This window comes from Kitasatospora sp. NPDC057904 (genome assembly GCF_042887925.1).
Lineage (GTDB): Bacteria > Actinomycetota > Actinomycetes > Streptomycetales > Streptomycetaceae > Kitasatospora.
Genome location: NZ_JBHVOL010000009.1, coordinates 43,218 through 55,004 on the forward strand (window position 1 = coordinate 43,218; position 11,787 = coordinate 55,004).

Genomic DNA, 11,787 nt, shown 5'->3' on the forward strand with positions numbered 1-11,787 from the left:
ATGGCGGTCTCAGTAACACTGCCCGCGCTGGGCGAGAGCGTTTCCGAGGGCACCGTCACCCGCTGGCTGAAGGCCGAGGGTGAGCGTGTCGAGGTCGACGAGCCGCTGCTCGAGGTCTCGACCGACAAGGTCGACACCGAGATCCCGGCGCCGGCCTCCGGCATCCTGGCCTCGATCAAGGTCGGCGAGGACGAGACCGTCGAGGTGGGCGCCGAGCTGGCGATCATCGACGACGGCTCCGGCGCCCCGGTCCCCGCCGCTGCTCCGGCCGCCGCGGCCGCGCCCGCCGCCGCCCCGGCCCCGGTCGCCGCTCCGGCTCCCGTCGCCGCTCCGGCTCCGGTTGCCGCTCCGGCCCCCGTTGCCGCTCCGGCCGCTCCGGCCGGCGACGCCACCCCGGTCGTGCTGCCCGCGCTGGGCGAGTCGGTCACCGAGGGCACCGTCACCCGCTGGCTGAAGGCCGAGGGTGAGACCGTCGAGGTCGACGAGCCGCTGCTCGAGGTCTCCACGGACAAGGTCGACACCGAGATCCCGTCGCCGGTCGCCGGCGTCGTCGTCAAGATCCTGGTCGGCGAGGACGAGACCGCCGAGGTCGGCGCTCAGCTCGCGCTGATCGGCGCCCCGGGTGCGGCTACTGCCGCCCCGGCTCCGGTTGCCGCCCCGGCTCCGGTCGCTGCTCCGGCTGCCCCGGCTCCGGTCGCCGCTCCGGCTGCTCCGGCCCCGGTCGCCGCCCCGGCTCCCGTTGCCGCTCCGGCTCCCGTTGCCGCTCCGGCTGCCCCGGCTCCGGTCGCCGCCCCGGCCCCCGTTGCCGCCCCGGCTCCGGTCGCCCCGGCCGCCCCGGTGGCCGACGCCGGTGACGCCTACGTCACCCCGCTGGTGCGCAAGCTCGCCGCCGAGCACGGTGTCGCGCTGTCCGCCGTCACCGGTACCGGTGTCGGCGGCCGCATCCGCAAGCAGGACGTCATCGCCGCCGCCGAGGCCGCCAAGGCCGCGCCGGCTCCGGTCGCCGCTGCCGCCCCGGCCGCCGCGCCGAAGGCCGCCGCCGCTCCGTCCGCCCTGCGCGGCCAGACGGTCAAGATGACCCGCATGCGCAAGGTCATCGGCGACAACATGCTGAAGGCCCTGCACGAGCAGGCCCAGCTGACCAGCGTGGTCGAGGTGGACGTCACCAAGATCATGTCGCTGCGCGGCAAGGCCAAGGACTCCTTCCTCGCCCGCGAGGGCGTCAAGCTGTCCCCGATGCCGTTCTTCGTCAAGGCCGCCGCCCAGGCGCTGAAGGCCCACGCGGCCATCAACGCCCGGATCAACGAGGCCGAGGGCACCATCACCTACTTCGACACCGAGAACATCGGTATCGCGGTGGACTCCGAGAAGGGTCTGATGACCCCGGTCATCAAGGGTGCGGGCGACCTCAACATCGCCGGCATCTCGAAGAAGACCGCCGAGCTGGCCACCAAGGTCCGCGACAGCAAGATCACCCCGGACGAGCTGTCCGGTGCGACCTTCACCATCAGCAACACCGGCTCGCGCGGTGCGCTGTTCGACACCGTGATCGTGCCGCCGAACCAGGTCGCCATCCTGGGCATCGGCGCCACCGTCAAGCGCCCGGTCGTCATCGAGGCCGACGGCGGCACCGCCATCGGCATCCGCGACATGACCTACCTGTCGCTCTCCTACGACCACCGCCTGGTGGACGGCGCCGACGCCGCCCGCTACCTGGTCGCGGTCAAGGAGATCCTGGAGGCCGGCGAGTTCGAGGTCGAGCTCGGCCTCTGACCCCCCGTGGTCCCCGCGGAACCCCGCACCGTCCCCGGACGGCGCGGGGTTCCGCCGTTCCCGGCCCGGCCGCCGACGAACGTTCCGCCGGGCGTCACCAGCGTTTCGCCGGGCCATGGCATGCGCGGAGGCGGGCGAACGGGGATGCTGGAGCGGTGATGGACGAGACCGACTTCTGGCAGATCATCGACGAGACCCGGGAGGCCGCCGACGGCGACCCCGACGAGCAGGCCGACCGGCTGGTGGAGCACCTCGTCCAGCTGACCCCGGACGACGTCATCGACTTCGGCCGGCTCTTCGAGGCCCGCTTCCAGCGCGCCTACCGGTACGACCTGTGGGGCGCCGCCCACCTGCTGCTCGACGGCGCCTCCGAGGACACCTTCGACTTCTTCCGCTGCTGGCTGATCGGCCAGGGCCGGGACGTCTTCGAGGGCGGGCTGCACGAGCCGGACGACCTGGCCGACCTCCTGCCCGAGTTCGACGAGGAGGAGGACGGCGAGGCCGAGGACCTCGGCTACGCCGCCGACGAGGCCTACGAGCAGCTCACCGGCCTGCCGCTGCCCGAGGTGGGCGGGCGGCAGGCGGGCCGCCCGGCGGGGACGCCGCTGGACTTCGAGGACCCGGACGCGATGGCGAAACGCTTTCCCAAGCTCTGGGAGCGCTACGGGGATTAGAGCGCCGTCCTCCGGGGGGTCAGGTGGTGCTGCCCGTGCCGGCGCTGCCGTCCTGCTTGATGCCCCGGAGGATCTGGTCCAGGACGGAGGCGTCCGGCGCGGCCGGGTCGTCGTCCACGCCGCCCTCGAACACGACGAACCCGCCACCCTTGGCCGGGACAGTGGCCAGCAGGACGTAGCCCTGGGTGCCGTCCGAGGTGCGCACGTGCCAGCGGGAGGCGTAGCCGAGCACCCCGGCGACGGTGACGTAGGCCGAGCCCGAGTCGGTGTGCGAGGTGATCCCGGTGAAGATCGCGGCCGCGTAGTCGGGCATCGCGGCCTCGGCGGCGGCCTTGGCGGTGGCGCCCTGGACGGTGTCCTTCTGGATCGCGAACTGGCCGCGGATGCAGGTGTTGTTCCCGTCCGGGCAGGTGTAGCGGCCGGAGCCGAGGTAGACCGTCGACTTGGTGTTGTTGGTCTGCGCCTCCCAGCCGTCGAACAGCGGGACGGTGATGGCGTGCTGGGCGTCCGGCACGGTGCCCTTGAGGACGGGCGCGGGCTTGGGCGCCTGCTGCGTCTGCGTCGGGGTCGGCACGGTGGTGGGGAGCGTGTAGGTCGGGCTGGGGGCCGGGTCCTGGCTCCGGGTGACGGTGACCGTCGGGTTCGGGGTCGGGTCGGCCGACGGGGAGCCGCCGGCGAGCGTCAGGCCGGCGATCACCGCACCGACGACGAGGACCGCGGCGGCGATGCCGATGACGACGCCCGGCTTCACGCCTCCGCCGCGGGCCGGCGGCGGGTAGCCGTAGCCGGGCGGCTGGGCGCCGGGGTAGGCCGGGCCGTACTCCTGGTTCCCGTAGCCCTGGCCGTACTCGGGGGCGCCGTAGCCCTGGCCCGGGTAGCCGTAGCCGGGGGCCTGGCCGCCGGGGTAGCCGTAGCCGGGCGGCGGCGCGTCCTGCGGGGCCGGGGCTGGGGCGCCGTAGCCGTACCCGGCGGCCGGGGCCGAGGGCCCCGGCGGCTGCCAGCCCTGGGTCGGCGCGTCGGCGACCTGGGCGGCGCCGCCCTGGAGCGGGCGCACCTCGGAGGTCCAGGCGTTGCCGTCCCACCAGCGCTCCTGACCGGGCGCGCCGTCCGCACCGGGTACCGGGTACCACCCGGGAGGCGTCGAGTTGCTCACGGGCGTACCGTACCCGGCACGACGGCGGTCGAGACAGCGCGAGTCGGTCACGACTCTGCACCACTCGTTCACAACTGACACACCGTCAGGAGTGGTGGGCGAACGACCGGCCGGGGCGCTCAGCCGGTGAGGCGGCGGGCCATCCAGATGTCGTCCACGTACGAGCCGTCGATCAGGAACTCCTCGGCGAGCGAGCCCTCGACGACGAAGCCGCAGCTCTCGTAGAGGCGCCGGGCCGGGGTGTTCCAGCCGAGGACGCGCAGCGTCATCTTGCGCGCGCCCTCGGCGTGCGCCGCGGCGCACGCGGCCTCGACCAGCTTCCGGCCCACGCCCCGGCCGCGCGCGGAGGCGTCGACGGCCAGGCCCTGGATCTGCCGGACGTGCCGGTTGCTGGCGAGCGGGGTGGCCGGGACCGGGCGGATGTAGCCGACGATCCGGCCGTCGAGGAGGGCGAGCAGGTACTGCTCCGGGGCGTGCCGCTCGTCGAAGACGCCGTCCTCCTCGGGCGGCTGCGGGGCGACCTCGGACAGGGGGGACCACGCGGCGCGGTTGAGGGCGGCGAGTTCGCGCTCGTCCTCCGGCCTGGCCGGTCGGATGATCAGATCGTCATCGTGCATGCGCGTCAGCCTAATGAGGGGTGTCCACCCCGTTCTCCCGGTTAAAGGGGCCTACGGGTTAAGAACTGGGAGGATGGGGCCCATGCGCATCGCTGTCACAGGCTCCACGGGTTTGATCGGTTCGGCGCTCGTCCGCTCCCTGACGGCGGACGGCCACGAGGTGGTCCGGCTGGTCCGGCACCGCTCCAGGACGGGTCCGCAGCCCGACGGCACCACGGCCATCGGCTGGAACCCGCTGCTCGGCCAGGTGGACCGGGGCGGACTGGCCGGCGTCGACGCCGTCGTGCACCTGGCGGGCGCCGGGGTCGGCGACCACCGCTGGACGGACGCCTACAAGCGGGAGATCCGGGAGAGCCGGGTGCTCGGCACCGAGACGCTCGCCGTCGCGCTGGCCGAGCTCGAGGAAGCGCCGAAGGTCTTCGTCAGCGCCTCCGCGGTCGGCGTGTACGGGCAGACCGGCGACCGGGTGATCGACGAGGACTCCCCCCTCGGCGACGACTTCCTCGCCGAGGTGTGCGTGGAGTGGGAGGCCGCCGCGCGGCCCGCCGAGCGCGCCGGGATCCGGGTCGTCCACCCGCGCACCGGGCTCGTGCTGTCCGCGGCCGGCGGGGCCGGCGGGCGGCTGTTCCCGCTGTTCAAGCTCGGCCTGGGCGGGCGGCTCGGCGACGGGCGGCAGTACTGGAGCTACATCTCGCTGGCCGACGAGGTCGCCGCGCTGCGCTTCCTGATCGACCGGGAGGACCTGTCGGGTGCCTTCAACCTCACCGCGCCGGAGCCGGTGACCAACGCCGAGCTGACCGCGGCCCTCGGGCGCGTGCTCAGCCGGCCGACGCTGTTCCCGGTGCCGGAGGCGGTGCTGAAGGCGGTGCTCGGGGAGCTCGCGATCGAGGTCGTCGGCAGCCACCGGGTGGTGCCCCGGCGACTGCTCGACGCCGGCTTCGAGTTCACGCACACGGACGTCGACGCGGCGGTGCGGGCGGCCCTCTGACGGCCCTCCCGTCCCGGGGCCGGGCGTGCGTGCCCGGGGCCGGGCGTGCGTTCCCGGGGCCCGGTGTGCGTGCCCGGGGCCCGGAAACGTACCGGGGCCGGGCGTGCGTTCCCGGGGCCCGGAAACGTACCGGGCGTACGGCATTCGTGCTGGCCACGGGCATATGCCGAGCGGGGGTCGGACGGGGCTCCGGCAGGGGGCGCACGGGAGCACGCGGTGGGCGCGTTGCACGCCCCCGGTGACCGTGCGCGCCCGCCGACCCCCGAACCCGGCCGCCACGGCGCACAGTCCGTGACCGCGCCCCCGCCCACGCCCTTCCCGGCACCCGATCCGGCCCGATGCGTTTGTCTGACGCTCACACTGACTGGGCATCACATCGTCGGACCGTGTCCCGGCACCCCGCTGCCTGCGTCGGCCGGAGCCCCGGGAACCAGGGAGGGAGCACGCCCGTGCCCACGTACGACTTCACCCGCCGCGCCCGCCGACCGTCCGACCCGGACGTCGTCGTGGTGGGCGGCGGCCTCGCGGGCCTGACCGCCGCCCGCGCGCTCACCGGCCAGGGCCTCACCGTTCAGCTCCTCGAACGCGCCGACCGGATCGGCGGCCGCATGGCCACCCGCGAGCTGGACGGATTCCGGCTCGACGACGGCAGCCACCTGCTCAACACCGCGTTCCCCGAACTGCGCCGCGCGCTCGACGTCGACCGCCTGGAACTGCGCCCGCTCGCGCCCGGCGTACTCGTGCACAGCGCCGGCCGCCGCTACCGCGCCGGGGACCCTCAGCTCACCGCCGCCCGGCAGGCCGCCGTCCGGGCCCCGCTCGGCAGCCCGTTGGACAAGGCCCGCCTCGGCAGCTACCTGGCCCGGCTCGCCGCCACCCCGGCCGGGCGGATCCACGCCCGCCCCGAGACCACCGCCGCCCGCGCGTTCACCGGCCACGGGCTCGCCCCGCGCACCGTCGACGGCTTCCTGCGGCCGCTGCTCAGCGCCCTGCTCAGCGACCCGGCGCTCGGGACCAGCAGCCGGATCGCCGAACTGGTCCTGCGCTCCTACGCCCGCGGGCGGCTCTGTCTGCCCGCCGGCGGCATCGCGACCGTGCCGGCCCAGCTGGCCGCCGCGCTGCCCGCCGGCACCGTGCGCACCGGGATCGAGGTCACCGGGATCGCGGCCGACGGCGTCGAGACCGCCGCGCACGGCCGGATCGGCGCGCAGGCCGTCGTCATCGCCACCGACGCCCGCTCCGCCGTCGAGCTCATGCCCGGACTGCGGCTGCCGGACTTCCACCCCGTCACGACCTTCTTCCACGCCGCCGACCGGTCCCCGGTGAACGAACCCGTCCTCCTCCTGGACGCCGACCGGCCCGGCGGCCAGCCGCCGCTCGTCTCGCACTCGCTGGTGCTCAGCGAACTGGACCCCTCGTACGCCCCGGCCGGTCAGGCGCTCGTCGCGACCACCGTGCTCGGGCGGCGCGCCTTCGACGCGGGCGGCCCGGCCGGGCTCGAACCGGCCGTCCGGGCCCGGCTCGCGGAGCTGTACGGGACGTCGACCCGGGGCTGGCAGTTCCTCAGCGTCCGGCACCTGCCCGACGCGCTGCCCGCCATGCCGCCGCCGCACAACCCGCAGCGGCCGGTCCGGGTGCTCGCCGGGCTGTACGTCGCCGGGGACCACCGGGACACCAGCTCCGTGCAGGGCGCCCTGGTCTCCGGACGGCGGGCGGCGCGGGCCGTGCTGCGCGACCTCGGGCTGCCGGCCTCCGCGCGGGAGGCGGAGGCCGCGGCCTGACGGCGGTCACGGCTGCCCGGAACACGCGGACAGCCTGCCGGGACGGCGGTCACGGCTGCCCGGAACACGCGGACGGCCTGCCGGGACGGCGGACCGGCATCGTGCCAGGATGCCGCTATGCCCGCTATGACTGCTATTCGTGGGGTTTCACCCGTTGCGGCGCCCGCCGCCGCCCGGGCCCTGCGGCCGGTCGCGCGGTGAGCGCCGCCGTCCACCCGCTCACGCTGATCCTGATCCCCGCCGCCGCGATGGCCGCGCCGCTGCTCGCCGACCGGCTGCTGCGGTGGATCGCCGTCCCGACCGTCGTGTTCGAGATCGTGCTCGGCGTCCTGATCGGACCGGACGTCCTGGACTGGGCGCGCGTCGACGACCTCGTCACCGCGCTCTCCCAGTTCGGCCTCGCGATGCTGATGTTCCTGGCCGGGTACGAGATCGACTTCGCCAAGCTGCGCGGCGGCCCGCTGAAACGGGCGGGCACCGCGTGGCTGGCGACGGTCGTCCTCGGCCTCGGGGTGGGCGCGCTGGTCAACCCGAACCCGCTGGACGGCGCCTTCGCCGGGTTGGTGCTCACCACCACCGCACTCGGCACGATCCTGCCGATCCTCCGCGACTCGGGCGAACTCCCCACCCCCTTCGGCTCGTTGGTGATGGCCACCGGCGCCGTCGGCGAGTTCGGGCCGATCATCGCGATCGCGGTCCTGCTCAGCGGCAACTCCCCCGCCCGGACCGCCGTCATCCTCGGCGCCTTCGCCGTCATCACCGCCTTCGCGGTCCTCGGCGCGCAGCGGCCCCGGCCGGACTGGGTCACCCGGCTGATCGAGCGCACCCTGCGCACGTCCGGGCAGTTCGCGATCCGCGCGGTGATCCTGGTGCTCGCGGTGATGGTCGCCGCGGCGATCTGGCTCGACCTCGACATGCTGCTCGGCGCGTTCACCGCCGGGATCGTCTCCCGAATGCTGCTCTCCGGCGTCCGGGCGCACGAGGAGGAGGTGATCGAGGCGAAGCTGGAGAGCATCGGCTTCGGCTTCCTGGTACCGGTGTTCTTCGTGGTCAGCGGGATGAACTTCGACCTGGACGCGCTGCTGGACGACCCCGGCACGCTGCTGCTCGTCCCGGTGTTCCTGGTGCTGCTGCTCGCGGTGCGCGGGGCGCCTGCCGCGCTGCTCGCCCCGGCCGGGCTCGGGCAGCGCGACCGCGGCGCGCTCGGGCTGTACGCCGCGACGGCGCTGCCGCTGGTCGTGGTGATCACGACGATCGAGGTCGAGGCCGGGCACATGCCGTCCTCGACGGCCGCCGCGCTGGTCGGCGCGGGGATGCTCTCGGTGCTCGTCTTCCCGCTCGCCGCGCAGCGACTGCGCGGCGACGTCCGGCCGCTGGCGCCGGAGGCGGGGCGACCGCGGGTGCGCGCCGAGAGCTGGTGAGGCTGGGGCGTCTTTCGTCTTTGGAGTCGGGCCGGGTCAGGCGTCTTTCGGGTCGGGCCGGGTCAGGCGTCTTTGGGGCCGGGCCGGGTCAGGCGTCTTTCGGGTCGGGCCGGGTCAGGCGTCTTTCGGGTCGGGCCGGGCCGGGCCGGGCCGGTGCGGGCCGGGCGTCGTCGTGCGCCCGGCCCTAGCATCCGTCGGCCTCCGTTGTCCGGCCTGCTGGGGTCAGATCACCCCCGCCTGGCGGGCCGTCTCCTCGAACGCCCGCGCCACCGGGCTGCCCCGGTAGGGCGTGAGGCGGCGGTGGAAGTCCCGGACGTACTCCAGCGAGCGGGCCGAGCGCATCTCCCCCGCCGCCCGCAGCGCGTCGGTGGCCATCGTGCAGGCCTCGTCGAGGTCGCCCATGCCGAGCCGCGCGGTGGCGAGCACCAGCCGGCAGAAGATCCGGCTGCGGGCGTACGCGGGCGAGCGCAGCCGCAGCGACTTCTCGGCGTGCTGCGCGGAGGTGCGCCACTGCTGGAGGTCGCGGTAGCAGTGGGCGAACTCGTCGGAGAGCTGAGCCTCGTCGAAGTACCGTGCCCAGGAGGGCAGTTCATCGCCGGGCCGGGCCGCGGCCAGCGAGCGCTCGGACCGTACGAGCGCCGTGGTGCACGCCCGGACGTCGCCCAGCAGGCCGTGCCCGCGCGCCTCGGCGGCGTGCAGCAGCGACTGGACGACGGGCGGCACCGCGGTGCCCACGCCCTGCTGGGCGACCCGGGCCAGCTGGACCGCCTCCCGGCCGTGGCCGAGGTGGACGGCCTGCTGGCTCATCGTCACCAGCACGTAGCCGCCGAGGGCGCGGTCGCCCGCGGCCTGGGACAGGCGCAGCGCCTGGACGAAGTAGCGCTGGGCGAGGCCGTGGGCGGCGATGTCGAAGGACGTCCAGCCGGCCAGCCTGGTGAGGTCGGCGACCGCGCCGAACAGGGCGCGGCCGATCTGCTCGCCGTAGCGGCCGCGCAGCATCGGCTCGGCCTCGCTCTCCAGGTAGCGCACCAGCGCCTGGCGGGCGTGGCCGCCGCCGTAGGCGTGGTCGAGCGCGCGGAAGAGGTCGCCGACGGCCCGGATGGCGGCGATGTCGCCGCGGCCGACGCGCAGGGCGGGGCGCTGCTCGCGGGCCGGGTCGGCGTACGGGGGCTCGACGGCCGCGGGCGGGCGGCGGCTCTGGGTGGGGACGCGGCTGAGCGCGGCGGCCGTGGCAGCCGGGCGCGGGCCTGGGCCGCCGGGGACCGGTCCGCGTGCCGGGCCCAGGGCCGCCGCACCGGGCGCGTTGGCCGTCGGCGGGCCCGCGGGCGGTGGGCCGGTGGCGGCGTCCGGGCGGGCCAGCGTGGAGCCGTCCCGGGCGACGCGCTCGTCGGTGCGGCCGATCAGCCAGTCCCGGCTGGGGACGACCAGGCCGGCCGGGGTGAAGGCGATCCGGCGCAGCTCGGACTGCGGGCCGTTGTCCTTGCGCCACATGCTCGCCACGATGTCCACCGCCTCCTGCGGTGTCTCGGCGAACTCCAGGCCCGCGTAGACCGGGGCGCAGGCGTCCAGACCGAGGTCCTGGGCGGTCAGGCGGCGGCCGAGGCGGCGGGTGAAGACCTCGGCGATCAACGCGGGCGTGGCGCCGCGCGGCTGCTGGCCGCGCAGCCAGCGGGTGACCGAGGTCTTGTCATAGCGCAGGTCGAGGCCGTGCTCCAGGCCGAGCTGGTCGACCCGGCGGGCCAGGCCGGCGTGCGAGAAGCCGGCCTCCTCGATCAGCGCCGCCAGGTGGCCGTTCTGCGGGGCCGGACCGGAGTGGCCCGCGTGGCCGCCAGGGTGGCCGGCGGCGGGTGCCGGGGGCGCGGCGGTCGCGGTGGCCGTGGCGGCCGCGGTGGCCGTGGCGGTCGCCGTCGCGGTGCCCGCGACGGCCGTGGGTGTCGCGGGCTGGTGCCGGTCGGGCATGGCCTGCTCGGGCAGCCGCAGCTCGTCGGCGGCCGGGGCGTGGGCGGTCAGGGCGTCAGGGGCGTCCGGAAGGGCCCGGCCGACCGGACCGCGGTGCTGGTCGAGCGGGTCGAGCGGTCCGTACGCCGGGCTGTCGGTTGCAGGCCGTTGGGGCATATCAGTCAACACCTCTCGGACGCCGCACCGGGCTCTACCAGCGCTTCGGCTGCCTGTGGCGGCGCCCCCTGTCGGGAATCGGCGTGAATGTAGCGAGCATTCGGGCGCTATGGGTGGATCTGACCGAGCAATCCTCCGAACGGGTGAAGCAACCGCGCCCATTGTGGGGAAGCCGGGACAGGATGGGTTTGGACTTCCAGGGTCGAACCGTCGATCGACCGTCATAGTGGTGACCACCACCGTCCATCAGCATGCTGTAGTGCCCCGGCACATGGGAGGCGAGCCGCCGGATTCCTACCGTTCTGGCCCATGGACACCACTACAGCCCGCCCGCTCGACGGCCGCACGGCCCTGGTCACCGGCGCCGCCTCGGGCATCGGCCGGGCCTGCGCCGAGGCCCTCGCCGGGGCCGGCGCCCGGGTCTACGTCGTCGACCTGGCGGCCGAACCGGCCCGGGAGCTCGCGGCCCGGATCGGCGGACACGCCGTCGTCGCGGACCTCGCCGACCCGCAGGCGGTCGACGCCCTGCCGGCCGACGCCGACATCGTGGTCAACAACGCCGGCCTCCAACACGTCGCCCCCGTCCACGAGTTCCCGCCCGAGCGCTTCTCCCTCATCCAACGCGTGATGGTGGAGGCCCCGTTCCGCATCCTGCGGCGCACCCTGCCCCACATGTACGAGCGGGGGTGGGGCCGCGTCGTGAACGTGTCGTCCGTCCACGGCCTGCGGGCCAGCGCGTTCAAGTCCGCGTACGTGACGGCGAAGCACGGGTTGGAGGGGCTCAGCAAGACGGTCGCGCTGGAGGCGGCGTCGTACGGGGTCACGAGCAACTGCATCAACCCGGGGTACGTCCGGACTCCGTTGGTGGAGAAGCAGATCGCGGCCCAGGCAGAGGCACATGGCATCCCGGAGGAGGAGGTGGTCGAGCGGATCATGCTCGACCGCACGGCCGTCAAGCGGCTCATCGAGCCCTCCGAAGTAGCCGCGCTGGCCCTCTGGCTCTGCACGCCGGCTGCTTCCTACATCACGGGCGCGAGCCTGCCGGTGGACGGCGGCTGGACGGCGCACTGAGCGCGGCGGCGCTCCCGCTGCACAGGAAGTCCAGAAACGAAGGCCAGTCCTCGCCCTCCCACCCGCCACCTCCACCACAGACGCGAGCCCGCCGGCCGACGGAAGCTGGGCGGGACACTGAACGCAGCGGCACCCCCACAGCACAGGAAGTCGATCGGACCGACTTCCTGCGCGGAAGGGAACTCAGCGGCCGC

The 11,787-nt window shown here is 75.0% G+C and carries 9 protein-coding genes; 6 read left to right on the forward strand and 3 right to left on the reverse strand.

From position 1 onward, the window contains the following. A complete protein-coding gene (sucB, locus tag ACFVSN_RS23030; protein WP_387594495.1) occupies positions 1-1,773 on the forward strand; it encodes a 2-oxoglutarate dehydrogenase, E2 component, dihydrolipoamide succinyltransferase in 1,773 nt (590 codons plus the stop codon). A 158-nt stretch (positions 1,774-1,931) separates the two neighbouring features. Then, a complete protein-coding gene (locus tag ACFVSN_RS23035) occupies positions 1,932-2,447 on the forward strand; it encodes a DUF4240 domain-containing protein (protein WP_380437640.1) in 516 nt (171 codons plus the stop codon). A 19-nt stretch (positions 2,448-2,466) separates the two neighbouring features. Here ACFVSN_RS23035 and ACFVSN_RS23040 read toward each other — a convergent pair whose 3' ends face one another. After that, positions 2,467-3,600: a DUF2510 domain-containing protein gene (locus ACFVSN_RS23040; protein WP_387956478.1), complete on the reverse strand. Its 1,134-nt coding sequence runs from the start codon at positions 3,598-3,600 to the stop codon at positions 2,467-2,469. Positions 3,601-3,719: 119 nt separating this feature from the next. Further along, the gene (locus tag ACFVSN_RS23045; protein WP_387956479.1) at positions 3,720-4,217 is read right to left on the reverse strand and encodes a GNAT family N-acetyltransferase; all 498 of its coding nucleotides are present in this window, start codon (positions 4,215-4,217) and stop codon (positions 3,720-3,722) included. Between the two features lie 73 nt (positions 4,218-4,290). Here ACFVSN_RS23045 and ACFVSN_RS23050 point away from each other — a divergent pair, with 73 nt between their 5' ends. The 3 genes from ACFVSN_RS23050 (at position 4,291) to ACFVSN_RS23060 (ending at position 8,407) form a co-directional block, all read left to right on the forward strand. Then, positions 4,291-5,205, forward strand: a complete 915-nt coding sequence (locus tag ACFVSN_RS23050) for a TIGR01777 family oxidoreductase (protein ID WP_387956480.1) — start codon at positions 4,291-4,293, stop codon at positions 5,203-5,205. A 449-nt stretch (positions 5,206-5,654) separates the two neighbouring features. Next, complete coding sequence (locus ACFVSN_RS23055) at positions 5,655-6,986, forward strand: NAD(P)/FAD-dependent oxidoreductase (protein ID WP_387594491.1); 1,332 nt, start codon at positions 5,655-5,657, stop codon at positions 6,984-6,986. Positions 6,987-7,183: 197 nt separating this feature from the next. Further along, entirely contained in the window at positions 7,184-8,407 is a 1,224-nt protein-coding gene (locus ACFVSN_RS23060; protein WP_387956481.1) for a cation:proton antiporter, read from the forward strand. A gap of 222 nt (positions 8,408-8,629) precedes the next feature. Here the strand turns inward: ACFVSN_RS23060 and ACFVSN_RS23065 are convergent, their stop codons facing one another. After that, positions 8,630-10,522, reverse strand: coding sequence for a regulator (locus ACFVSN_RS23065; protein WP_387594487.1), 1,893 nt, complete (start codon positions 10,520-10,522; stop codon positions 8,630-8,632). A 309-nt stretch (positions 10,523-10,831) separates the two neighbouring features. Here ACFVSN_RS23065 and ACFVSN_RS23070 point away from each other — a divergent pair, with 309 nt between their 5' ends. After that, positions 10,832-11,593 carry a 3-hydroxybutyrate dehydrogenase gene (locus ACFVSN_RS23070; protein WP_387594486.1) on the forward strand — a complete coding sequence of 254 codons (762 nt, stop codon included), beginning with the start codon at positions 10,832-10,834 and terminating at the stop codon, positions 11,591-11,593. Positions 11,594-11,787 lie beyond the last annotated feature (194 nt).

Coding starts and splice junctions, on each gene's coding strand:
- ACFVSN_RS23065 (WP_387594487.1), bottom strand. CDS start 10,522: ATGCCCCAACGGCCTGCAACCGACAGCCCGGCGTACGGACCGCTCGAC.
- ACFVSN_RS23070 (WP_387594486.1), top strand. CDS start 10,832: ATGGACACCACTACAGCCCGCCCGCTCGACGGCCGCACGGCCCTGGTC.
- ACFVSN_RS23035 (WP_380437640.1), top strand. CDS start 1,932: ATGGACGAGACCGACTTCTGGCAGATCATCGACGAGACCCGGGAGGCC.
- sucB (WP_387594495.1), top strand. CDS start 1: ATGGCGGTCTCAGTAACACTGCCCGCGCTGGGCGAGAGCGTTTCCGAG.
- ACFVSN_RS23045 (WP_387956479.1), bottom strand. CDS start 4,217: ATGCACGATGACGATCTGATCATCCGACCGGCCAGGCCGGAGGACGAG.
- ACFVSN_RS23050 (WP_387956480.1), top strand. CDS start 4,291: ATGGGGCCCATGCGCATCGCTGTCACAGGCTCCACGGGTTTGATCGGT.